The sequence below is a fragment of the Gammaproteobacteria bacterium genome (genome assembly GCA_009845905.1).
GTDB lineage: Bacteria > Pseudomonadota > Gammaproteobacteria > Steroidobacterales > Foliamicaceae > Foliamicus.
Map to the genome: position 1 here is coordinate 267,726 of VXYS01000009.1, position 22,102 is coordinate 289,827.

23 protein-coding genes and 2 tRNA genes are annotated in these 22,102 nt (G+C 65.8%); 15 read left to right on the top strand and 10 right to left on the bottom strand.

Annotation, left to right across the window (positions count from 1 at the left end; translation table 11 throughout):
- Positions 1-11: 11 nt before the first annotated feature.
- Both F4036_08725 and F4036_08730 read right to left on the bottom strand, forming a co-directional pair.
- Complete coding sequence (locus tag F4036_08725) at positions 12-698, bottom strand: DUF1295 domain-containing protein (protein ID MYK37822.1); 687 nt, start codon at positions 696-698, stop codon at positions 12-14.
- Positions 699-757: 59 nt separating this feature from the next.
- On the bottom strand, positions 758-1,888 hold the full coding sequence (locus F4036_08730) for a PA0069 family radical SAM protein (GenBank protein ID MYK37823.1): 1,131 nt from the start codon (positions 1,886-1,888) through the stop codon (positions 758-760).
- A 52-nt stretch (positions 1,889-1,940) separates the two neighbouring features.
- Between F4036_08730 and F4036_08735 the strand changes: the two genes are divergently transcribed.
- From F4036_08735 to F4036_08745, 3 genes are all read left to right on the top strand, one after another.
- Positions 1,941-3,089, top strand: a complete 1,149-nt coding sequence (locus F4036_08735) for an efflux RND transporter periplasmic adaptor subunit (protein ID MYK37824.1) — start codon at positions 1,941-1,943, stop codon at positions 3,087-3,089.
- Between the two features lie 34 nt (positions 3,090-3,123).
- On the top strand, positions 3,124-3,798 hold the full coding sequence (locus F4036_08740; GenBank protein MYK37825.1) for an ABC transporter ATP-binding protein: 675 nt from the start codon (positions 3,124-3,126) through the stop codon (positions 3,796-3,798).
- 109 nt (positions 3,799-3,907) lie between these two features.
- Positions 3,908-4,243, top strand: a complete 336-nt coding sequence (locus F4036_08745; protein ID MYK37826.1) for a hypothetical protein — start codon at positions 3,908-3,910, stop codon at positions 4,241-4,243.
- Positions 4,244-4,328: 85 nt separating this feature from the next.
- Here F4036_08745 and F4036_08750 read toward each other — a convergent pair whose 3' ends face one another.
- A complete protein-coding gene (locus F4036_08750; protein MYK37827.1) occupies positions 4,329-5,078 on the bottom strand; it encodes a queuosine precursor transporter in 750 nt (249 codons plus the stop codon).
- 95 nt (positions 5,079-5,173) lie between these two features.
- On the opposite strand from F4036_08750, the gene F4036_08755 reads away from it, so the two are divergent.
- The 9 genes from F4036_08755 to F4036_08795 all read left to right on the top strand — a co-directional run bounded on the left by F4036_08755 (position 5,174) and on the right by F4036_08795 (position 11,395).
- Positions 5,174-6,385, top strand: coding sequence for an FtsX-like permease family protein (locus tag F4036_08755; GenBank protein MYK37828.1), 1,212 nt, complete (start codon positions 5,174-5,176; stop codon positions 6,383-6,385).
- On the top strand, positions 6,385-7,587 hold the full coding sequence (locus F4036_08760) for an FtsX-like permease family protein (protein ID MYK37829.1): 1,203 nt from the start codon (positions 6,385-6,387) through the stop codon (positions 7,585-7,587). The genes F4036_08755 and F4036_08760 overlap by 1 nt, the downstream gene beginning before the upstream one ends.
- A 29-nt stretch (positions 7,588-7,616) precedes the next feature.
- On the top strand, positions 7,617-8,315 hold the full coding sequence (locus F4036_08765; GenBank protein ID MYK37830.1) for a thiol:disulfide oxidoreductase: 699 nt from the start codon (positions 7,617-7,619) through the stop codon (positions 8,313-8,315).
- Positions 8,312-8,959 carry a glutathione S-transferase family protein gene (locus tag F4036_08770; protein ID MYK37831.1) on the top strand — a complete coding sequence of 216 codons (648 nt, stop codon included), beginning with the start codon at positions 8,312-8,314 and terminating at the stop codon, positions 8,957-8,959. Before F4036_08765 ends, F4036_08770 begins: the two co-directional genes overlap by 4 nt.
- A gap of 60 nt (positions 8,960-9,019) precedes the next feature.
- Positions 9,020-9,670 (top strand): glycerol-3-phosphate 1-O-acyltransferase PlsY, encoded by a 651-nt coding sequence (gene plsY / locus F4036_08775; protein MYK37832.1) that lies wholly within the window; start codon positions 9,020-9,022, stop codon positions 9,668-9,670.
- Positions 9,671-9,673: 3 nt separating this feature from the next.
- On the top strand, positions 9,674-10,465 hold the full coding sequence (locus F4036_08780) for a biotin--[acetyl-CoA-carboxylase] ligase (GenBank protein MYK37833.1): 792 nt from the start codon (positions 9,674-9,676) through the stop codon (positions 10,463-10,465).
- Positions 10,420-11,250 carry a type III pantothenate kinase gene (locus F4036_08785; protein MYK37834.1) on the top strand — a complete coding sequence of 277 codons (831 nt, stop codon included), beginning with the start codon at positions 10,420-10,422 and terminating at the stop codon, positions 11,248-11,250. Before F4036_08780 ends, F4036_08785 begins: the two co-directional genes overlap by 46 nt.
- Positions 11,241-11,316: transfer RNA gene (locus tag F4036_08790), tRNA-Thr, on the top strand. The genes F4036_08785 and F4036_08790 overlap by 10 nt, the downstream gene beginning before the upstream one ends.
- A 2-nt stretch (positions 11,317-11,318) precedes the next feature.
- Positions 11,319-11,395 (top strand) — tRNA-Met (locus F4036_08795).
- Between the two features lie 17 nt (positions 11,396-11,412).
- On the opposite strand, the gene F4036_08800 is transcribed toward F4036_08795, so the two are convergent.
- From F4036_08800 to F4036_08820, 5 genes are all read right to left on the bottom strand, one after another.
- Positions 11,413-12,453, bottom strand: a complete 1,041-nt coding sequence (locus F4036_08800; GenBank protein ID MYK37835.1) for an NAD(P)-dependent alcohol dehydrogenase — start codon at positions 12,451-12,453, stop codon at positions 11,413-11,415.
- A 23-nt stretch (positions 12,454-12,476) separates the two neighbouring features.
- A complete protein-coding gene (locus F4036_08805) occupies positions 12,477-13,376 on the bottom strand; it encodes a DUF1838 domain-containing protein (GenBank protein ID MYK37836.1) in 900 nt (299 codons plus the stop codon).
- Positions 13,377-13,469: 93 nt separating this feature from the next.
- Positions 13,470-13,670, bottom strand: coding sequence for a hypothetical protein (locus tag F4036_08810; protein MYK37837.1), 201 nt, complete (start codon positions 13,668-13,670; stop codon positions 13,470-13,472).
- Entirely contained in the window at positions 13,663-14,913 is a 1,251-nt protein-coding gene (locus F4036_08815) for a DUF1015 domain-containing protein (GenBank protein ID MYK37838.1), read from the bottom strand. Before F4036_08815 ends, F4036_08810 begins: the two co-directional genes overlap by 8 nt.
- Positions 14,914-15,012: 99 nt before the next feature.
- Positions 15,013-16,473 carry an FAD-dependent oxidoreductase gene (locus F4036_08820; GenBank protein ID MYK37839.1) on the bottom strand — a complete coding sequence of 487 codons (1,461 nt, stop codon included), beginning with the start codon at positions 16,471-16,473 and terminating at the stop codon, positions 15,013-15,015.
- Between the two features lie 75 nt (positions 16,474-16,548).
- Between F4036_08820 and F4036_08825 the strand changes: the two genes are divergently transcribed.
- Genes F4036_08825 through pyrE form a run of 3 tightly spaced genes read left to right on the top strand, consistent with a single transcriptional unit; the run spans position 16,549 to position 20,291 of the window.
- Positions 16,549-18,834, top strand: coding sequence for a bifunctional salicylyl-CoA 5-hydroxylase/oxidoreductase (locus tag F4036_08825; protein MYK37840.1), 2,286 nt, complete (start codon positions 16,549-16,551; stop codon positions 18,832-18,834).
- Positions 18,831-19,631, top strand: a complete 801-nt coding sequence (locus tag F4036_08830; protein MYK37841.1) for an enoyl-CoA hydratase family protein — start codon at positions 18,831-18,833, stop codon at positions 19,629-19,631. The genes F4036_08825 and F4036_08830 overlap by 4 nt, the downstream gene beginning before the upstream one ends.
- A gap of 36 nt (positions 19,632-19,667) precedes the next feature.
- On the top strand, positions 19,668-20,291 hold the full coding sequence (gene pyrE, locus F4036_08835) for an orotate phosphoribosyltransferase (GenBank protein ID MYK37842.1): 624 nt from the start codon (positions 19,668-19,670) through the stop codon (positions 20,289-20,291).
- Positions 20,292-20,297: 6 nt separating this feature from the next.
- On the opposite strand, the gene F4036_08840 is transcribed toward pyrE, so the two are convergent.
- Positions 20,298-20,774, bottom strand: coding sequence for a dUTP diphosphatase (locus tag F4036_08840; GenBank protein ID MYK37843.1), 477 nt, complete (start codon positions 20,772-20,774; stop codon positions 20,298-20,300).
- On the bottom strand, positions 20,771-22,006 hold the full coding sequence (coaBC, locus tag F4036_08845) for a bifunctional phosphopantothenoylcysteine decarboxylase/phosphopantothenate--cysteine ligase CoaBC (protein MYK37844.1): 1,236 nt from the start codon (positions 22,004-22,006) through the stop codon (positions 20,771-20,773). The genes F4036_08840 and coaBC overlap by 4 nt, the downstream gene beginning before the upstream one ends.
- Positions 22,007-22,102 lie beyond the last annotated feature (96 nt).

Sequence of the window (22,102 nt, forward strand, 5' to 3'; positions counted from 1 at the left end):
CTTATTGAGTGCTAAAGCAGGCCGGGGATCAGGGCGGCGCGGGTCCTGGGGAAGTCGGGGAAGTTGGTGCGGTACCAGGAGCGGCGCCAGAGTGCCCGGGGGACGAGATTGGCGATGCTCCAGAGGGCGAAGGCGAGCGCGGGCAGGCACCAGGTCAGGAGGGCGAAGCCGAGCCATTCGATGATTTCGCCCAGCAGGTTCGGGCAGCAGCTCAGGTTGAACGCGCCGCCATCGGGCATGACGCGTTGGTGCCCGCTGCGACGGCGCAGGGCGAGCAGACGGTAGTCCGACCACAGGTTGAGCCAGGCGCCGCCGAGCATCAGGACCACGCCCAGAATGAATCGCGGATCGGACAGCCAGGCTTCACCGAGCTGGGGAGCGAACGCCAGGTAGGACCCCAGCAAGGCGCCGTTGATTACGTTGAAGGCCCCTCCGCTCATCCACATCCCGGACGGTATCGTGGCGCCCGGTTTGAGTACGACGAGGGGCCAAGCCAGGGTGCGATGGGCGTAGTGCGCCAGCCACAGCGCAACCGCAATGTTTCCGACGAGGTGGAGGTTCCCACTTGCGAAGTAAACCGCGGGGAACATGACGAGCGCTGGCAGCTCCATCCAGAACCAGCCCCAGCGCGCGTCGATATGCCTGCCCCAACCGCTACCGCCGATCCGGCCGGTGATATCGCGCACCTTGAAGCTCACTGCGAACGCGAGAACGGCAAGCGCCGCCCAAATTGCGGATAACAGGGTCAAGGGAACGATCAAGACAGAAGTGAGAGTTGCTCCTCCGGAACCGTGTTCCGTCGAGAACGGCGCGCAGGCTTTGGCGGAGCGGCGGGCGGGCGGAAGAGCGTGGTCTTGAGTTGCGGGCGGGTGCCGCGATTCAGGCCGTGGCGGCGGCAGGCGCGGTCGAAGCGCTGGCGGAGCAGGTCGGCGTATTGGCCCTGGCCGCGCATGCGGCGGCCGAAGGTCGTGTCGTTCTCCCTGCCGCCGCGGATCTGGCGGACGCGGCTCATGACATGTTCGGCGCGCAGGGGGTACTGCTCGGCCAGCCAGTCCTTGAACAGCGGGCGGACTTCGTTGGGCAGGCGCAGTACCGCGTAGCCGGCCCACAGCGCGCCGGCCTCGGCAGACGCCTCGAGGACGGCTTCGAGTTCGTGGTCGTTGAGCGCGGGAATGACGGGAGCGAACATGACCCCTGTCGGCACGCCGGCCTCGGTGAGGCGTTCGACGGTCGTCAGCCGTCGGCGGGGCGATGCGGTGCGCGGCTCCATGCGGCGCTTGAGTTCGTCGTCCAGCGTTGTGATGCTCAGCGCGACCTGGGTAAGGCCCAGCCGCGCCAGTTCGCCCAGCAGGTCCAGATCGCGTTCCACCAGCGCGGACTTGGTGACGATCGTTACCGGGTGGCGGGTTTCGAGCATGATCTCGAGCAGCGAGCGCGTGCTGCGCAACTGCTTCTCAAACGGCTGGTAGCCGTCGGTGTTTATGCCCAGAGCTATCGGCGAGCACCGATATCCGGGTTTGGCCAGTTCCTTCCTGAGCAGCTCGGCGGCGTTGGGCTTGTGGACGATTTTGGTCTCGAAGTCGAGGCCGGGGGAAAAATCGAGGTAGGCATGCGCCGGGCGCGCAAAGCAGTAGATGCAACCGTGCTCGCAACCCTTGTACGGATTGATGGACTGTTCGAAGCCGACATCCGGCGACTTGTTGCGGCTGATGATGGTCTTGCTGAGTTCGGGGATCAGCTCGGTTTCGGGATGCGGGGCCATCTCGGCGACGCCCGGATCCGGCTCGTAGGTCTGCCGCTCGAAGCGGCCGGGCAGGTTGCCGCGGGCGCCCCGGCCGCGGATGTTGTGGCCGTGTTCGGGGAGGGTGTCTCGGGTGCGGGCGGTCATTCGGGAAATATAACGCGGGTGGCCGGTCGGACGCGGCTATACTCACGCAGCCATGCGCCCGGCAGTCAAGTACGGCATCTGGATCGCGATCGCCGCGGTCCTGGTCGTGGGCGCCCTCATGCTGTTTTCGCGCGGTGAAGACGGCGTCGAAGTGCGGGTCGCCGAGGTGACCACCGGGGAGATTCGCAAGACGGTGCTGAACACCCGCGCAGGCACCGTGGATGCCTGCCGGCGGGCGCAGATGTCGCCGGCTTCCGCGGGTCAGATCGCGAGTCTTCCCGTAGCGGAGGGCGACTCCGTGACCGAAGGCCAGGTTCTTCTTGAGATCTGGAACGAGGACCTGCGCTCGGAAATCGAACTCTCGCAGCGCAACCTGATCGCGGAGCGCTCGCGGGCGGCGGAGAGCTGCACGCGCGCCGATCTGGCGGCGCGCGAGGCGGTGCGCCTGGCCAAGCTGCGTGACGACAACCTGGTCTCCGAGGAGGAACTGGAAAGGGCGCAGGCCGAAGCCGAAGCGCGGGCCGCCTCCTGCAAGGCGTCCAACGACTCCGCAAGCGCAGCCGAGGCCCGTGTGGAAGTCAACCGCGCACGCCTGGAGCGCACCATACTGCGCTCGCCCTTCGACGGCGTAATCGCCGAAATCAACGGCGAACTGGGCGAGTTCGTGACCCCGTCGCCGATGGGCGTGGCGACGCTGCCCACGGTGGACGTCATCGACAACAACTGCCTGTACATCACCGCCCCGATCGACGAGGTCGATGCGCCGCTGGTCCAGGCCGGCCAGGAAGCCCGGATCCTGCTCGACGCTTTCCCGGACCAGTTCTTTCCCGGATTCGTGCGGCGCGTTGCCCCTTACGTGCTGGACCTGGAGAAACAGGCGCGCACCGTGGAGATCGAGGCCGAGATCGACAACCCGCAGCGCTACGGGCTGATGCCCGGCTACAGCGCCGACGTGGAAGTGATCGTGGACGTGCGCGACGAAGCCCTCCGCGTGCCGACGGAGGCGGTCATCGAGGACGAACGGATCATGGTGCTGAACACGGAAACCGGGCGTCTCGAGGAACGCAGGGTCGAGATCGGCCTGGGCAACTGGGAATTCACCGAAATCACCGAAGGGGCCAGGAACGGGGAGCTCGTGGTCCTGAGCCTGGACCGCGCGGGCGTCGAGCCGGGCGCGCCGGCAGTGCGCGCAGCGGAATAGACCGCAGCCGATTCCGGCCTGAGGGTATCGCCCGGTGTTGGCCCTCACCAGCGTTTTCCGCGACTACCCGGTCGGAGAGCAGGTGGTGCATGCCTTGCGCAACATCACGCTGGAAGTCGAGTCCGGCGAGTACCTGTCGATCATGGGACCGTCCGGGTCCGGCAAGTCAACGCTGCTGAACATCATCGGACTGCTGGACTCGCCGGACGGCGGCAGCTACCGCCTGCTCGGCGAAGACACCGCGAAGATGTCCGACGACAAGCTGGCGCGCACCCGGCGCGAGGTGATCGGCTTCGTGTTCCAGTTCTTTCACCTGGTCCCGCGCCTGACCGCCTTCGAGAACGTCGAACTGCCGCTGACGCTGGCCGGCTGGCGCCGCCGCAAGCGCCGCGAGAAGGTCAGGCACGCACTTGAGCGCGTCGAGCTGGCCGACCGCATGGAGCACCGTCCGAACCAGCTCTCGGGCGGTCAGCTACAGCGCGCCGCCATCGCCCGCTCCATCGTGATGTCGCCTAAATTGCTGCTGGCCGACGAGCCGACCGGCAACCTCGATTCGCGCTCGAGCATGGAAATCATCCGGCTTCTGGAATCGCTGAACGAGGACGGGCTGACACTGGTTGTCGTGACCCACGACCCGGACCTCGGCCGCCGCGCGCGGCGGCGGCTGACCATGCTGGACGGCCGTATCGGCGGCGACGAGCGCCTCTGATTCCGGGCAACCATAAGGCCATCGCCTTGCCCCAGCCGGCGCTTCCCGGCTTCCCGATTTCGCGTGATAAGGTTGGGAAGCTTGTTTAGCCAACATGGGAGGAATGGAAATGGCGACACGTGTGGTTTACAGTCTTGCGATCCTTGCTGCTGTAGTAGAGGGCCTTGCGCCCGGCGCGGTCCCCGGCGGCCTTCTCCCGCTGGCCATGGTCGTGCTCGGAGTGGCTTATGCCGTGATGAACGTTGATGCCGCAAATCCGCAGGCGTTTCTTACCACCGCACTGGTGGTCGCCGCGGCCGGCGGAGCGGACGTGCTTTCAAACGTCCAGGCAGTCGGCGGCTTCCTCGACGCCATCGTCGACCAGGTTGCGGTCGTTTACCTGTCAGGCGGCGCGGGCGTGCTGGGCGTACGTGCCTGGAACCTGATATCCAAGGGAAGCTTGTAACAGGATTTCTCGGGCGCCCATGTCGCCGGGGCACCCTCGGCGACATGGTCGCGCTCCCTCGAGACTTCGGAAAAGAACCGGGCGGTTAACGCTCGGCCGCGGCGCGCGCGAGCCCGGTCCGCTTCCAGGTCCGGGCCCAGTAGATGAACGGCGTATCGATCACCGCGATCAGGAACTTGAATACGTACTTGGCCGCAGCCAGTTGCAGCGCGGTCACGAGGTCGACGATCCCCCACCACACGACCAGGCCGTAGATCAGCGTATCGACGACCTGGGACAGGAGCGTGGAACCGGTGTTGCGCAGCCACAGGTGCTTCACGCCGGTCGCCTTGCGAATCCGGTGAAACACCCACACGTCGAAGCTCTGGCTCAACAGGTAGGCCAGCAACGAACCGAACACGAAACGCGGCGTGTAGTCGAACAGCGCCGCCATGGCCTCGTGCATTCTCAACGCGTATGAGGCTGTGTCCGGGTCCGACGTGGGCGCATAGAACAGGCCCACCCGGCTGATCACAACCACCATCACGCTCACGGCAAACCCCAGCAGGACCGCCCGTTGCGCCTCCCGCCGGCCGAACTTCTCGCTCAGGAGGTCGGTGGCGAAGAAGATGCTGGAGTAGAGGATGACCGCCATGCTGGTCTCAAGGCCCATGACGGTCGTGAGTTTCGGGCCCTGGATATTGGCCATCACCAGGCTCAGCACGATGGCGCCGTAGAGGCCGTAGCGCCCGAAGAACCGGTACAGCAGGATCGCGAATCCCAGGTCCAGCATGACCGTCAGGAACCACAGCCAGGCCTGGTGTTCCTGCAGAAGTTGTTCGAAACCGGCAAACATGGTGGGCCCCGGTCAATCGGAAGCCGCTACTGTAACCGTTCGGCGTCCGTGAGCCACATGAGGCACAATTCATTTGCCCACGAAGACCCCGGCAAATGAAAACCAACGACCTGCTGTTGATGGCGACGCGCTCGATGTTCCGTCACCGGCTGCGCGCCGCCATGATGATGCTCGCCACGTCGATCGGGATCGTGTCGGTGTTGCTGCTGACCGCGCTGGGCGAGGCGGGCCGCCTGTTCGTTACCGGCGAATTCCGAATCCTGGGAACCGAACTCATCATCGTGCAGCCCGGCAATCCCGGCGAATCCGGCTCCAATCCGTTCGGTTTTTCGGGCGAGGCCCCCCGGGACCTGACCTATCGCGACGCGGAAGTGGTGATGCGCGTGCCGGGCGTGATGAAGGCGGCGCCAATGATGATGGGCGCCCTTCCCGCCTCGCGCGGCGGGAAGGAACGGGAAACGTTCGTGATGGGCACCACCCGGGACTATTTCCACATCCGGGGGCTCGACCTGAGCGCCGGAACTTTCTTTCCGCGCATGGACATGGACCGCATTTCACCGGTGTGCGTGGCGGGAGAGTTGCTGGTCAAGGAACTGTACGGGTCCGAACCCGCGCTGGGCACCTGGCTGCGGCTCGGGGACTCGCGCTGCCGGATCGTGGGACTGCTGGCCGATACCGGCCAGAGCATCGGGATCAACGTGGGCGAGATCGTGGTGGTGCCGGTGGCTTTCGCGGCAACCACGTTCAACACCGAAGCCCTGACCAACATCATGGTTCAGGCCCGCGACCGCGAGTCTGTGCCCGGAGTCATCAGCCGACTGACCGAACGCCTGAAGGAACAGCATTACGGCAAGCAGGACTTCATAACCATCACCCAGGACGCGGTCCTGTCGGTATTCGACGGCATCTTCAACGCGATTACGGCCGCACTCGGCGGGATCGCCGGGATCAGCCTGATCGTGGCCGGGGTCCTGATCATGAACGTGATGCTGGTGGCGGTCAGCCAGCGGACTTCGGAGATCGGCCTCTACATGGCCATTGGAGCAGCCCGCCGGCAGATCATGCGCCTGTTTATCGGCGAAGCCGCGCTTCTTGCGGTAATCGGGACCGTGTGCGGGCTGGGACTGGGTTACCTGCTGATCTGGTTCGCGCAGCAACTGTTCCCGGCGATTGAAATCCGGCCGCCCTGGTGGGCCGTGGTGGCGGCGGTGATTACCGCCGTGGGCAGCGGCCTGGTATTCGGGGCGCTGCCGGCGCGCAAGGCGGCCCGTCTGGACCCGGTGCAGGCGCTGAGGGGACGCATCTGATGAGTGCCCTGGATCTGTTGCGCCTGGCTTTGCGCGCGCTGTCCATGCATCGTCTGCGCACTCTGCTGACCGCTCTCGGCACCGGAATCGGCGTCGCCGCCGTGATTCTGCTCACGTCCATCGGCGAGGGCATGTATGAATTCATGGAGACCGAAGCCACTCGCTTCGGAACGCACTTCCTGGTCATCACGCCCGGAAAGACCGTCACCATCGGCGGACCCCCCGGGCTGAACACCAATACGGTGCGTCCGCTGACCCTGGACGATGCGCTGGCGATCGGGCGACTGAGTTCGGTCAAGGCCGTTGCCCCCGCGGTCATGGGATTTGCGGAAGCGGAACGCGAGGGCATCAAGCGCGACGTGACGGTGCTGGGGACCGGCCCCGACCTGCCCGAGATATTCACGCTGGAAGTCGCGTCGGGCCGTTTCCTGCCGAAGGAAGACTTCGAGGCCTCGCGACCGCTTGCGGTGCTGGGCAGCGAAATGAAGAACCGGCTGTTCGGACCGGACAACGCGCTCGGAGCCTACATCCGTGTCGCCGGGCAGCGCTTCCGTGTGGTCGGGGTGCTTGCCGATGCCGGCACCATGGTCGGCTTCGACATGAACGACATCATCTTCGTGCCGGTCAGGCACACGATGGAAATCTACAACATGCTGGGCGTGCAGGAAGTGGACGTGCGCTACGACGAAAACCGGCCGGCCAGCGAGGTGGAGGGCGACATCACGCGCCTGCTGATCGCGCGGCACGGTTCGGAAGACTTTTCGATCACGACCCAGGACCAGATGCTCAGCACCATGCGGGTGATTCTGAGCACGATCACTTCGGCGGTCGCGGCCCTGGGGGGGATATCGCTGGTGGTGGGCGGCGTGGGGATTTTCACGATCATGACCATCTCGGTTCAGGAGCGCATCTTCGAGATCGGCCTGTTCCGCTCGCTGGGGGCACGCCGCCGCGAGGTTCGCCGCCTGTTCATGGCCGAAGCGCTTGCGCTTGGTGCCGCCGGGGGCCTGCTCGGCCTGGTACTGGGCCAGGGCGCGGCCTGGTTGCTGAGCGCTCTGTTCCCGGTCATACCGGTCAGTATTTCAGTGGCCTATACCATTGCAGCCCTGATGATCGCGGTGCTGATCGGAATCCTGGCGGGCGTGGCCCCCGCCGTGCGCGCGGCGCGCATGAACCCCGTTCTGGCGCTGCGCGCCGAATAACCGCCGTTTTACACACAAGGAGCAGCAACTTGATTGATCTCTACTACTGGCCGACGCCCAACGGGTTCAAGATCACCATCATGCTCGAGGAGTGCGGACTGCCGTACAACATCAAGCCGGTGAACATCGGCGCGGGCGACCAATTCACGCCCGAGTTCCTGGCGCTGAATCCCAACCACCGGATGCCCGTGATCGTCGACAACGACGCGGCCGGCGGACCGCTTTCGGTGTTCGAGTCCGGCGCCATCCTGGTCTACCTGGCCGAGAAAACCGGGCGCTTTCTGCCCACCGATACGCACGAGCGCTTCGACGTGATGCAATGGCTGTTCTGGCAGATGGCCGGACTGGGACCCATGGCCGGCCAGGCGGGGCACTTCCTCATCTACCAGGAAGGCAAGCACGAGTACGCAACCGAGCGCTACACGAACGAATACGGGCGCTTGCTGGCGGTCATGGAGCGCAGGCTCAGGGACCGCGATTACCTCGCCGGCGAGTATTCGATCGCTGACATGGCCTGCTATCCCTGGGCGGCTCCCTACAAGCGGCTCGGTCAGGGCATCGACGAGTTGCCCAATGTCGCCGGATGGATTGAAAGGCTCCGCGCGCGTCCGGCCCTGGAGCGTGGCATGGACGTCGGCAGGGAACTGCGGTCCGACCAGCCGCTGACCGAGGAACAGCGCAAGATGCTCTATGGTCAGACTGCAAAGAAAACGCTGGAGAAGGCATGAAGCTTTACGACTACGCCTATGCGCCGAACCCCCGGCGGGTGCATATTTTCCTGGCCGAGAAGGGCCTGGACATGGAGCGCGTGGAGATCGACCTGACGAAGAAGGAGCAGTTGAGCCCCGAATACCAGGCGGTCAATCCGCTGTGCCAGGTTCCGGTGCTGGAGACCGACGACGGCACGCGCATCAGCGAGTGCGTGGCGATCTGCCACTACCTGGAGGACCTGCATCCCGAGCCGAACCTGTTCGGGTCCGGTCCCGACGAGCGCGCGCAGGTCCTGATGTGGAACCACATCGTCGAGCAGGAAGGCATGCCCGGACTCGCCGAAGCTCTGCGCAATCGGATCAACAACTTCCGGGATCATGCGTTACCGGGTCCGGTGCACTATGCGCAGCTTCCCGAACTGGTGGAGCGGGGCCGCAAGCGCGCCCGGCACTTCCTGGACTTCATGGACCGGCGGCTGACCGGCCGCGAATACCTGGCGCTGGGCCGCTTCACGATCGCCGACATCACGCTGCGGGTGGCCGTGGACATGGCCGCGCGCATGGCCGGCAAGTTCGATCTCACCGTGCTGGAAGGCCGTGCGGCGCTTGCGGCCTGGCACGCCCGCGTATCCGAACGCCCCAGCATCCAGGGAGGAGCGTGACGACGCATGCCCTGACCCCGGGAGCGAGGACATCCCGTCCTCGCCGTAACATGACCACGCATGCTTGAACTCGGCCTCTCCCTCGTTTTCGCCTACCTGATCGGCTCGATCAACTTCAGCCTGGCGCTCGGCAAGCTCCGGAACCTGGACGTACGCGAAACGGGCAGCGGCAACGCCGGCGCCACCAATGCCCTGCGCGCCGCCGGTTTCTGGTTCGCCCTGGCGGTCATGATAGGCGACGTGGGCAAGGCGATCGTGGCGGTGGGTCCGCTCGCCACCCTGGCCTACTCGTTTGCCGACGAACCGACGTTCTCCCTGGCCTGGGTCCAGGTCGCCACGGGAGCGTCCGTGACCGCGGCGCATTGCTATCCGCTGTGGCACGAGTTCCGGGGCGGCAAGGGATTCGCCGCGCTGCTCGGCGCGTACCTGGTGCTGCACGCGCCGCTGGTGGGCGCGGTGCTGGCCGTTTGGGTGCTGGTGATGATCTTCAGCGGCTACGTGGGACTGGCGACCATGGTGGCGGCCGTCTCCGCGCCGCTGTTCCTTGCGTTCTTCATGCCCGATGCGCCGCCGGAACTCTTCTGGCTGGCGGCCGCGGCGGGTGCGTTTACGGTTATGACGCACCGCGACAATATCCGCAACCTGCTCGACGGATCGGAACATTGTTTCGTACGGGTGCGGGTCGATCATTGGTTCAAGAGCGGCGGCTAGGCTCTGTACGACCGGCACGCATTGCTGGGAGCGCTCGATCCGGCCCTGCTTCGGCGAATCACGCTGCTCGAGATTCACGACTCGCTGCCGTCCACCAACCAGCGATTGCTGCAGGTTCCCGCAACGACGAATGCCGGCAGCGTGGCGGTATGCCTAGCCGGCCATCAGAGCGCCGGGCGGGGGCGGAACGGAAAAAGCTGGTATGCGCCGGCAGGCGCCGGATTGCTGCTCAGCGTGAGCCGGACCTCGCCAAATGCGCCGGACGGATCTCTCGCCCTGGCGCTGGGCGTCGCGATCGCCGAAGGCCTGGAGACATTCGTATCCGACCGCGTGGAACTGAAGTGGCCCAACGACCTGGTCGCGCAAGACCGCAAGCTGGGCGGCATCCTGGTCGAGACCGCCACGCAGGGCGGTGCCGAGACCCGCGTCGTGGCGGGCCTGGGCGTCAACATCCGGGTAAGTGAAGAACAGCGTGAGCTGGTCACCGGGGAAGGCGGCATGCACCCGGCCGGTCTTTCGGAATTCAATCTGCGGAAAGCCCCCGAGCCCAACGACCTGGCGGCGGCCATGATCAACGCGATCGCCCAAGTGCTGAAATCGCATCCAGTGGATGGTTTCGGCGGCTGGATGGACGACTGGAACGCGCGCGACTGGCTTGCGGGAAGGCGAATCGAGGCACGGAGCGGCGCCGATACGCACGCGGGCACGGCCGCCGGAGTCGATTCGTCGGGCGCCCTGCTGCTTGAGGAATCCGGCCGCGAGCGGCGCATCCTATCGGCGGAGATCCGCTTGTGAACGCCGCTTCTTCACGCGTCCTCCTGATCGATCTGGGCAACACGCGTATCAAGTGGGCCTGGCTGTCCGGCGACGGGCAGGAACCTGAAGGCGCCGGCGCCGCACGCACCGGCGACGGGCTGTCCGATCTGCCGTTTCTGGACAGCGAAAAAAAGGTAACCGGGGCGGTGGCCTGCAATGTCGCGGGCATCGAACTCGGACGCAAGCTGTCCGGGCTGGTGCGGGAAAGACTGGACGTCGAACTCGTTTTCGTGCAGGCGCAAGCCTCCGCCTGCGGCGTGACCGCCGCCTACGCCAACCCCCTTAACCTGGGCGCGGACCGCTGGGCGGCGCTGATCGGCGCGCACGCGCTGGGCCCCGCCGACTATTGCATCGTCGACGCGGGCAGCACCGTAACCATGGACCTGCTGCTGGCCGACGGGCGGCATCTCGGCGGATACATCGCGCCCGGCCGGGAAATGAGTCTGGCCGCGATGGCGAAGGGAACGGCGGAACTCGCCTCACGGCTGAAGGATCATGCCGGCCGGCCGCCCGATCTCGCCCCCGGCACCGACAGCGCGGAGGCAATGGAAAAGGGAACGCTGGCAGCGCAACTGGGGATGATCCGCTCGGGCATGGAAAGGCTGGCAAGCGAGGGAAGGGGTTTGCCGGTACTGCTCCTGACCGGCGGAGGCGCCGACGCCCTGATCGCCACCGGTGAACTGCCGGAAGCACAATTGGCCCCGGACCTGGTGCTGCGCGGGCTGGCCGCGCTCGCGTTAGAATTGCGCGTCAGGCCGGAATAGCTCAACTGGTAGAGCACCCGCCTTGTAAGCGGAAGGTTGCGGGTTCAAGTCCCTCTTCCGGCACCAGTGGTGATGTAGCTCAGCTGGTTAGAGCGGCGGACTCATAACCCGCAGGTCGGTGGTTCAAGCCCACCCATCACCACCACTTTTCGCTGCAGCGCGCTACGTTACGCGGATGACGATCTTGCCGATCTTTTCGCCGCTTTGCATGTAGTCGATCGCGCCGTAGACGTCGTCCCAGTCGAAGACGCGGTCGATAACGGGCCTGACGTCGTTGCGGACCATGGCCCGGATGAGGTCCGTGAACATGCGCCGGCTGCCGACGATGATGCCCCGCACGGTGAGGTTCTTGAGAATGAGGTTCGGCAGCTTCGTCAGGACCGGGGGCTCCTGCGGTTCCTGGTTGTGGACCACCGGGTTGGCGCCGATGTGCATGATTCGGCCATTGGAGGCGGCGGCCATCAGGCAGTTCTCCATTTCGCCCAGGCCCACGTTATTGAGAATGATGTCCGCGCCTTCGCCGTCGGTGAGTTCCAGGACCTCCCCGGGCCAGTCGGGATTGGTGCGGTAGTTCACGCCGAGGTCCGCGCCAAGTTCCTTCAGGCGGGCAAGCTTCGCGTCGCTCGATGACGTGATGATGCATCGCGCGCCGAGCATCTTGGCCCATTGCATTCCAAACACGGACACGGCGCCTGAACCCAGCGTCAGCACCGTGTCGCTGGCCCGGGCCGCGCCCGCCTCCACCACCGCGTTCCAGGCGGTCAGGCCGGGGCTCTGCAGCGTGCTGGCCTCTTCGTAACTCAGGCTGTCGGGCAGCCTGATCAACGCCGCCGCCGGCACCACGACCTGCTCCGCCAGAAAACCGTCGAGAGTGGCCGAGTAGTCCTGCTCCGACATGGACGCGTGCCAGTCACCGTCCAGCCATTGCCAGTAATGGCTCATGGTCACCCGGTCGCCCACCTGGATGTTTTCCACGCCGGCGCCGACCGCGATGATGTCGCCGGCATTGTCGCTCAGCGGGACGCGGGTATAAGGCATGACGGTCTTGCCAAGACTGCCGTGCATGATGGTGAGGTCGCGGGCGTTGATGCCGGTGGCACGCACCCGCATGACCGCTTCGCCGTGGCCGGGAACGGGCTCGGGCCGCTCGACCGCATGCAGGGCCAGGCCCTTGCTGTAGTCCCCTATTTCAAAGACTTTCATGGCGCGCGCCCGTTCCCGCGCGGCTACGACCCGTAGGTGTCCTTGTATTCCTCTATGTAGTCGTGGTACTCGGTCCAGTTCTCCACGTCGAAGATTTTCGGCGCCTTCAGTTCCAGCGACTTCCGGGCCCCGGCCGGCAGTTCGTCGATGCTGGCCAGCTTTGTGCCGTAGGCACGGCCGTAGCTGCGACCCTCGTGGCCGCCCATGCCGACCCAGGGGCCCCAACTCACCAGGTTCTGAAACTGGCAGAAGGCCGGCGCGTTATTGATTTCCGGATTGACCACATCCTCCAGCCTTGCGGCGTGAACGAACAGGGAGTCCCAGTAATGGGTGCGACCGGGTGATTCCTTCGGCCATTCATCGGGGTCGAAAGGACTGGGATACGAAAAATGCGAGGCAATAGGCACGAAGACCATGCCGCCGTAGGTTTCCATGCGCAGGGGCGTCGGGTGGACCGTGGCCTCGGGCGGTGTCTCCACTCCGTCGGGGCCCATTTTCACGTGGAGGGGACCGCCGAGGAACGTCCAGGGCTCCCTGACTTCGCCCGTAATCGGGTTTTCCCAGGATTCCAGCACCTCGTCGGTGTCGAACTTGCAGTAGACGCCACACTCGAACACCTTGAATGCGTACTGATTGTCCGCCAGCGGACTGCACTGCGTGACGTTCAGGTTGTTCATCGTGAACAGCGGTATGAGGTTGCCGTCGTTCATGTAGGCGTAAAGGTGCAGGCGGTAGAACCTGTATACCGTTTCCTCCGCGGCGGAACCCGACACCTTGGCGCGCACGCGAGCGCGAACGGCAGGATCTTCGAGGTCCAGCGACGGCGATGTCTCGGCCGCGCATCCGGAAAACACGCCGCCCGTCAGCGCGGTTCCGGCGCCCGCAAGTATGGCGTCCCGCCGGGTTAACGCAAATTGTTCCATTTGTCCCTCCTCTCCCGATTTTGTGGCATGCCCATGGGTGGGGACGGATGATAGCGCGGCTCTTGCGAGGGCGAGACGCCCTCGCACCCAGGGCTACTTCATGGGGTTGTTCTCGTCCATGAATGCGCCGTCGATCAGGGTGACGCCCTTTTCCTTGGCCTTGGCGATCATGGCCTTCAGCGCCACGCCGCGGACAAAGCCGGGAATGCGCTCGATATAAGGCGCCGCATCCGCCGCGAACTTCACCTCTTCGTCGATCTCGTTGGCTTCCGCCAGAGCACTGTCGTCAGACATTTTCAGTCACCTCCGTGGCCCAACTATAGGCCAACAATCCGTCGGCGAGCTTGGGCTCGAACCAGGTGGACTTGGGCGGCATGATCTCGCCGGCGCCGGCCACGTCCATCAGCGCCTTCATCGGCGTGGGGTAGAGCGCTATCGCAACCGACGCATCGCCGCTATCCACGCGCCGCTCCAGTTCTTCGAGACCGCGCGCGCCTCCCACAAAGTCGATCCGTGGGTCGGTGCGGGAATCCTCGATGCCAAGGACCGGCCCCAGCAGATATTCCCCCAACAGGCTCACGTCGAGGCTGCCCACGGGATCGTCGTCGCGCGCGAGGCCCTGACGCAGCCGCGCCCGGTGCCAGTTGCCGTCCAGGTAGAGTCCGTACTCGCGGGATCGAGCGGGTCGCGCCGGCGCCGATGATGCGGTCACCTCGAAACAGGCGGACGACGCTTCAAGGAACGACGCGGGGCTGTGCCCGTTCAGGCCCGACACGACGCGGTTGTAGTCGAGGATCCTCAATTCGTCGGCGGGAAACGTGGCCCCGATCAGCCACTGCGCCTCGGGCCTTCCATCATGCGCCGCCGCGGCCCGATTGCCCGCCGCCACTCGGTGGTGGCCGTCGGCGATGTACAACTCGCCCAGATCGGCAAACGCCTGCGTGATCCGTTCCATCGAGGACTCGTCATCCACCACCCAGACGCTGTGCCCGGTGACCGCACCGCCCTGCTCCAGGGTTGCTTCGCAATCGGGCGCCACCTGAGTTGCTTCGGCCATCAGCGCGGCCAGGTCGTCATGCGCGCGGTGCGCCAGCATCACCAGCCCGGTCTGCGATTCCAGCGCCTGGATCAGCCTTGCACGCACGGTTTCCTTGTCGGGACGGGTCAGTTCGTGACGGCGCAGCGTGCCTGCGCGGTAGCTCTCCACCGAAACCAGCAGCACGATTCCGGTTTGCGCATGGTCTCCGCTCCGTACCCGATATATGTAATAGGCCGGTTTGGCATCGCGGGCGATCACGCCGTTCGCCAGGAATTCATCAAGCGTCCGGCGCGCCGTGGCGTAGCGCTCCGCCGGCCCGCTATCGCCGGAGTCCGTCATGGCGGCCTCGGGCAGCGACAGGCGGAAGAAATCGTGGGGCCGGCCGGCGATTCGTGCCCGGGCTTCGTCTATGCTCACTACGTCGTACGGCGGAGCGATGGTCTCGGAAGCCTGTCCCGGCGAGGGACGCAACGCGCTGAAGGGTGCTACATGAAGCATGCGGGGGACCAGGCCGAAGCGCTCATTTGTGGCGTATCAAGAGTGAGTGCGGGACACCGCGCGGGGCATGCCCTCGCTCCCGGGTGTCGATCATCGAAGTCAGATCAGGTCGAGCACTTCGAAGGCGACGCGGTCGCCGGATTCCAGCGCCCCTTCCATGCCGCGGTTGGCCACGGCCGTGTGTTCGCCGCAGAAATGTACCCGGCCGTGCTGTTTCCCCACTTCCGGCGCGTATTTCATGACCTGGCCGGGCTTCCAGACTGCCCAGTCGCCGGCCGAGTCGGGATCGTTGAACCACGACTGGTAGGCCATGACCTCAAGCTGGCCCTTGGCGGCCGGGCGCAGGCGCTCGATGTCCGCAACGATTCGGGCGGCGGCTTCTTCGTCCGACAACTGGTCCTGCTCCACCGCGTGAGCGCCGCGCGTCCAGCTCGTGAGGCTGGTGACTTCCTCCGGCGTGTCGCCCTTGCGCTCGCCGACCACCATTCCGGCCAGCGAATCGGTCCACATGTTGGGGGAAAGGCCGTCGTCCTCCCAGAAGGGACGCTTCGCGACCATGTGCAATTGATTGAGTATCTGGGAATCGACGTTTTGCGCCGCCTCGGCCTGCAATCCTTCAAGCCCGGGTTCCAGGTTCAGGTGACGCAGCAGGGAGCATGGCAGCGAGCAGACCACGCGGCCGGCGTGATGACGGCTGCCGTCATCGCAATGCACTTCGACACGGGAACCGGTATCGGTGATACCCGTAACGCGGCGCTCCAGCAGCACCTCGGAGTTCAGCGCAGCGGCCATGGCCTCGGGTATTGACTGGTTGCCGTTCACGGCCGTGTACGCGGAGCCGCCGTCCGGCCCGGTAAATCCCTGCACAGCGGCCGCAAAACGCATCGCGAACAGCACCAGTGCCGCCGACACCTCGTCGGCATTGTTACCCCAGCCCGGATTGTTGTTGTAGCAGAGGTCCACGATCGCATCGGTCTCGCCCTGACCGGTGAGGTATTCGCGCAGCGACACGTCCAGGTGGGCAAACTCGGGCGACACCCAGTCCGGCGGCGACGGATAGGGATTGTTCGTGAACATCTTGAACCCCAGGTAGGCCCAGGGCGGGAACTGGCGGGACTGCTCCGGCAGCGGATTCAGTGCGTGCGTGGGCCACTCTTCAGTGGGAATGATCTCGCCGTTCAGCGCCAGTGTCCGCACCCCGAAGAGCTCAACCATCGCGTCCAGGTTCACCAGTCCCACGCCCAGGTCCTGCACCACTTGCATGAGGCGCGCGTAGCCGGCCCCGAAGCTCGTGCCTCCGGCTTCCGGCGAACCGGGGATATGCCGGTAGGACAGGATCCGCCCGCCCACGCGGTTGCGCGATTCCAGCACCGTGACGCTCAGGCCTTCCGACTCGAGCAGACGCGCCGCCTGCAGGCCGGACAGCCCAGCGCCTATGACGATGACGTCGCTGTCGGTAGTGGGCCGCCGCGCGCACCCGGCGAGCACCGCCGCGGCCGCGCCGATCCCCAATAGCGCCTCGCGCCGATTCAATCTGGTCACTGTCTCCCGCCTCCACATGCCTGGAATGGACGCAAGAGTATAAGGCCCTCCGGATCGTCGCGCCCGATGCCGGCTAGCGGATAAACTGAGCGGATGCGCTTATTGATTGTGGGCGGCGGGCCGACCGGGCTGTACCTGGCGATTTCGATGCTGCGGCGCTCGCCGGGTCACCGAATCACCGTGCTGGAACGCAACCGGCCCGACGACACATTCGGCTGGGGAGTGGTCTTTTCCGACGCCACGCTCGAGAACCTGACCGAAAACGACGCGAAGACCGCCGACGAGATTCGCGGCCGGTTCACCCACTGGGACGACATCGAAGTGCACTATCGCGGACGCAAACTGCTGTCCGGGGGTCATGGATTCTGCGGCATCGGCCGCGCACGATTGTTGCGCATCCTGCAGCGCCGCGCTTCGGAACTCGGCGCGGAACTGCGCTTCGAGACCGAGGCGGAACCGGACCTCGACCTGTATCGCGACCACGACTTGGTAGTTGCCACCGACGGCGTCAACAGCCGCTTCCGCCAGGCCTACGCCCCGCACTTCGACGTGGAGATACAGACACGGGCCAATTACTTCCAATGGCTTGGCACGGAAAAGCACTTCGAGGCCTTCAACTTCATCTTCAGGGAGCTTGATGAAGGCTGGATATGGGCGCACGCCTATCGCTTCGAGGACGGGCTGTCCAGCTTCATCCCGGAGTGCGAGCCCGACACCTGGGAGCGGCTGGGTCTCGGCGAGATGGGCCAGGAAGAAAGCTGCCGGGTGCTGGAGAAAATCTTCGCGCGGCATCTGGGCGGACACCGGCTGATGAGCAACGCCGGCCATATCAAGGGGCACGCCTGGCTGAACTTTCGCCGGGTGCATTGCGGAAAGTGGCGCTACCGCAACCTGATCCTGGCAGGCGACGCGGCGCATACCGCACACTTCTCGATCGGTTCGGGCACCAAGCTGGGGCTGGAGGACGCCATCGAGCTGGCCGAGGCGCTGAACGGCGGCGGCGCCACCGACGAGGCGCTTCAGGAATACGAGGAGAGCCGGCGGCTGGAGGTGATCAAGCTGCAGTCGGCGGCGCGCAATTCCACCGAGTGGTTCGAGAACGTTCCCCGCTATGCGCGCTTCGCGCCGCAGCAGTTCAACTATTCGCTGCTGACCCGCAGCCAGCGGGTAAGCCACGAGAACCTGAGGCTGCGCGACAGCCGCTGGCTCAAGCGGATGGAGCGCTGGTACAGCCGGCGGGAAACGGGCAGCGCCCGCGCGGTCGCACCGATGTTCGTGCCTTATCGCATCAAGGACCTGGAGCTGTCCAACCGCGTGGTGGTGGCGCCGATGGACATGTACAGCGCGGTGGACGGAACCGTAGGCGACTTTCACCTGGTGCACCTGGGTTCGCGCGCGCAGGGAGGCGCGGGACTGGTGTTCACCGAAATGAGTTGCGTGTCGCCCGAGGGGCGGATCACGCCGGGCTGCGCCGGCGTCTACCGCCGCGAGCACGCCGACGCCTACCGGCGCATCGTGGACTTCGTGCACGAACACAGCGAGGCCCGGATCGCGCTGCAGATCGGGCACTCGGGTCCCAAGGGCTCGACCCGCCTGATGTGGGACGGGATGGACCAGCCGCTGGAGTCCGGGAACTGGCCGGTGATCGGGCCTTCGGAGAAGACCTACCGGCGGGGCGGCCAGGTTCCCCGCCCGATGACCCGCACCGACATGGACGAGGTCGTAGAACAGTTCCGGCATGCGGCCCGGCTCGGCCTCGAGGCCGGTTTCGACTGGCTGGAGCTGCATTGCGCCCACGGCTATCTGCTGTCCTCGTTCATCTCGCCGCTGTCCAACCGGCGCCGCGACGAATACGGGGGGTCGCTCAAGCGCCGCTTGCGGTTCCCGCTGGAGGTGCTGGAAGCCGTACGCGAAATCTGGCCGGACGAGCGGCCCCTGTCGGTGCGGATTTCGGCCACCGACTGGGTCAAGAGCGGGGTCACAGGCGAGGACTCGGTGGAGATCGCCCGCGCCATGACCGCGGCCGGCGCGGACATCATTCACGTATCGGCCGGACAGACCTCCACCCGCGCCCGGCCGGTCTACGGCCGCATGTTCCAGACGCCGTACTCGGACCGGATCCGCAACGAGGCCGGCGTGCCCACGATCGCGGTCGGAAACATCTACGAGACCGACCACGTCAACAGCATCCTGGCCGCCGGCCGCGCCGACCTGTGCGCGCTGGCGAGGCCGCATCTCAGCGACCCGTACTGGACGCTGCACGCCTCCACGTCGCTGGGCTACGGCCGGCAGCACTGGCCCATACAATACCTGTCGGGCAAAGAACAGGCCGAGCGCCTTGCGGCCCGGGCGGCACTGTTGCAGGAAGCGGACATATGAACTTCAGTCCGGAGCATTTCCTTATGGAATTGCGCGGGCGCGTGGCCGTCATCACGCTCAATCGCCCGGAGCGCAAGAACCCGCTGACGTTCGACTCCTATGCGGAACTAAGGGACACCTTCAGGGCGCTGGACCGCAAGGCGGAGCCTCGCGCAGTCGTGATTCATGGCGCGGGCGGCAATTTCTGCTCCGGCGGAGACGTGCACGAAATCATCGGCCCGCTGCTGGAGATGGACGGGACGGATCTGCTGAACTTCACCCGCATGACCGGGGACTTGGTGAAAGCCATGCGTTCCTGTCCACTTCCCGTCATCGCCGCCATCGACGGCATTTGCGCGGGGGCCGGGGCGGCGATCGCAATGGCCGCCGACCTCAGGGTCGGTACGGCCCGCAGCCGGACGGCTTTCCTTTTCACCCGCGTTGGACTGGCGGGCTGCGACATGGGGGCCTGCGCGCTGCTGCCCCGCATCATCGGGCAGGGGCGGGCAACGGAATTGTTGCTGACCGGACGTTCGATGAGCGGCGACGAGGCGCGGGAAACCGGTTTTTTCAATCGCCTCGCGGAACCGGAACGGCTTCTGGACGAAAGCCTCGAGTGGGCCGGTCAACTGGCGTCAGGTCCCAACTTCGCGCATGCCATGACCAAGAACCAGCTCAACCTGGAGTGGGACATGCCGCTGGATCTGGCGATCGAGTCGGAGGCGCAGGCGCAGGCCATCTGCATGCAGACCAATGATTTCCGGCGCGCCTACGAGGCATTCGTGAAGCGCGAGCGACCGGATTTCAGGGGAGACTGACCGGAAGTGAGCGTGCTGCGTCCCAGCCAGGCCGATCTGCTGCGCCTTGCGCTCGACACCGGCGCCTTGCTGTTCGGCGAATTCACGACCAAGGGCGGGCGGGCAAGCCCTTACTTCTTCAACTCCTCGAAGCTGTGCACCGGGCGCGGCTCGCTGGTGGCCGGACAGGCCCTGGCGGAGGCGGCCATCGCGTCGGGGCTGCGTTTCGACATGCTGTTCGGCGCAGCCTACAAGGGCATACCCCTGGCCGCCATTACGTCGCTGGCCCTGGTCCAGGGCTACGGCCTGGACATCCCGTATGCGTACAACCGAAAGGAGCGCAAGGACCACGGCGAAGGCGGAGCCGTGGTGGGGGCGGAACTGGCCGGCCGCGTACTGATCGTCGATGACGTCCTGACCGCCGGCACCTCCGCCCGCGAGGCGATCGGCATGGTGCAGGAAGCCGGCGCCGAGCCCGTGGGCCTGCTGTTGCTGCTGGACCGGCAGGAACGCGGTTCCGGCAAGCTCAGCGCGGCCGGGGAACTGGCTGACGTATTCGGTATCGGCGTCTGCTCCGTATTCGGACTGGACAGCCTGCTCGGTGCGATGCGCGCGACCGGATTGGACCCCGAAGCCCAGGAGCGGATCGCGGCCTACCGAAAGAAATACGGCGCGCCCTGATCCTCCTCAGGTGCGGCCGGTGTGGCCGAAGCCGCCCTCGCCCCGCTCGGACGCCGTGAATTCCTCGACCACGTCGAAGCCCGCCCGCGCTACCGGCAACAGCACCAGCTGCGCCACCCGCATTCCGTCTTCCAGCACGAAAGGTTTGTCGCCGCGGTTCCAGCACGACATCATGATCTCGCCCTGGTAATCGGAGTCGATCAGTCCCACCAGGTTGCCGAGCACTATACCGTGCTTGTGGCCAAGTCCGGAGCGCGGAAGAATGACCGCGGCCAGTTCGGGATCGGCGATATGCAGGGCGATGCCGGTGTGCACCAGGCGAGTCTCGCCCGGCTTGAGCGTCAGCGGCTCATCCAGGCAGGCGCGAAGGTCCATGCCGGCCGATCCCCGCGTTTCGTAACGGGGCAGCCGGGCCTTCCTGTTGAGAATCCGTAGCTGAATCGCGCAACCCGGCTGATTCGCGGGCCGCGCCGGTGGGCTCACTGCGCCGAACTCCGGGTCCGCAGCAGCGTGACTTTCTCCAGGCCGCAGCGTTCGGCGATCAGGCCGATTAACTGCCGCGCCATCTCCGGCTTGGCGCACTTCCCGATCCGCCGACCGCCGCCTTCCCACACGACCCTCGCCGACGTCTCCACGTCACCGAACCCGCGATCCTTGCCGACACGGTTGCCGACCACCATGTCCACGCCTTTGGACTCAAGCTTGGCGCGGGCGTTCTCTTCCACCTGCTGTGTCTCGGCGGCAAAGCCGACCAGGAAAGGCCGTTCCGGCAGTCGGGCCACACCGGCCAGAATGTCGGGCGACGGTTTCAGTTCGAGCGCCTCCGCGGAATCCCGGCGTTTCAGCTTCTTCTGGCTGTAGTGCGCCGGAGCGTAGTCCGACACGGCAGCGCAGGCGATGAAAATGTGGCAGCCGTTCGCCCGCTCCATCACCGCATTGAGCATTTCCTCGGCAGTAACCACATCCAGGCGCTCGACTCCCGGCGGCGTCGCCCGCGCCGTGGGTCCGGTCACCAACTGAACGTCGGCGCCGGCCCGCGCCGCCGCTTCGGCGAGTTCGAATCCCATCGTCCCGGTGCTCCGGTTGGACAGGAAGCGCACCGGATCGATCGGTTCCCGCGTGGGTCCGGCCGTAATCAGCACCCGCTGTCCGGCCAGTTGGTCCGACAGGCCGACGCTCCGCTCCACCGCCTCGATGATGTCCGGAACCGCGCTCATGCGGCCCTCGCCGACATCGCCGCAGGCCTGCTGTCCGTGATCGGGGCCCACCAGCACGCATCCGCGTTCGCGCAGCGCAGCGCAGTTTTCCTGCGTGGCCCGGTTGCTCCACATATTGCGATTCATGGCGGGCGCAACCAGCACCGGGGCATTGCTCGCCAGGCATAGCGTGCCGAGCAGGTCGGAGGCTTCGCCGCGGGCCAGGCGCGCGATCGTGTTGGCTGTAGCGGGGGCGATGACGATGCAGTCCGCCCACCTCGCCAGTTCGATATGGCTCATCGCCGCCTCCGCGGCCTCGTCCCAGAGCGAGCAGCGGGCCGGTGCGCCCGTAACGGCCTGCATCAGAAGCGGGGAAATCAGCTTCGCGCCGCCTTCGGTCAGGACCGCGCGAACCTCGGCGCCATGCTCGGCCAGCCGGCGGGCCAGTTCCGGGGCACGGTACGCGGCGACGCTGCCGCTCACGCCCAGCAGGATCTTCTTGTTCGTGAGAATGTGCATGGTTACCGCCCATTATCCCAGCAAACGCCGGTGTCGCGTCATTTCTTTGTAAACGCGCCGCCATTCGCCCTTTGCGGAACGCCTTCCAGTCTGCAG

Coding starts and splice junctions, on each gene's coding strand:
- F4036_08730 (MYK37823.1), bottom strand. CDS start 1,888: ATGACCGCCCGCACCCGAGACACCCTCCCCGAACACGGCCACAACATC.
- F4036_08735 (MYK37824.1), top strand. CDS start 1,941: ATGCGCCCGGCAGTCAAGTACGGCATCTGGATCGCGATCGCCGCGGTC.
- F4036_08745 (MYK37826.1), top strand. CDS start 3,908: ATGGCGACACGTGTGGTTTACAGTCTTGCGATCCTTGCTGCTGTAGTA.
- F4036_08750 (MYK37827.1), bottom strand. CDS start 5,078: ATGTTTGCCGGTTTCGAACAACTTCTGCAGGAACACCAGGCCTGGCTG.
- F4036_08755 (MYK37828.1), top strand. CDS start 5,174: ATGAAAACCAACGACCTGCTGTTGATGGCGACGCGCTCGATGTTCCGT.
- F4036_08760 (MYK37829.1), top strand. CDS start 6,385: ATGAGTGCCCTGGATCTGTTGCGCCTGGCTTTGCGCGCGCTGTCCATG.
- F4036_08770 (MYK37831.1), top strand. CDS start 8,312: ATGAAGCTTTACGACTACGCCTATGCGCCGAACCCCCGGCGGGTGCAT.
- plsY (MYK37832.1), top strand. CDS start 9,020: ATGCTTGAACTCGGCCTCTCCCTCGTTTTCGCCTACCTGATCGGCTCG.
- F4036_08800 (MYK37835.1), bottom strand. CDS start 12,453: ATGAAAGTCTTTGAAATAGGGGACTACAGCAAGGGCCTGGCCCTGCAT.
- F4036_08805 (MYK37836.1), bottom strand. CDS start 13,376: ATGGAACAATTTGCGTTAACCCGGCGGGACGCCATACTTGCGGGCGCC.
- F4036_08810 (MYK37837.1), bottom strand. CDS start 13,670: ATGTCTGACGACAGTGCTCTGGCGGAAGCCAACGAGATCGACGAAGAG.
- F4036_08815 (MYK37838.1), bottom strand. CDS start 14,913: ATGCTTCATGTAGCACCCTTCAGCGCGTTGCGTCCCTCGCCGGGACAG.
- F4036_08820 (MYK37839.1), bottom strand. CDS start 16,473: ATGTGGAGGCGGGAGACAGTGACCAGATTGAATCGGCGCGAGGCGCTA.
- F4036_08825 (MYK37840.1), top strand. CDS start 16,549: ATGCGCTTATTGATTGTGGGCGGCGGGCCGACCGGGCTGTACCTGGCG.
- F4036_08830 (MYK37841.1), top strand. CDS start 18,831: ATGAACTTCAGTCCGGAGCATTTCCTTATGGAATTGCGCGGGCGCGTG.
- coaBC (MYK37844.1), bottom strand. CDS start 22,006: ATGCACATTCTCACGAACAAGAAGATCCTGCTGGGCGTGAGCGGCAGC.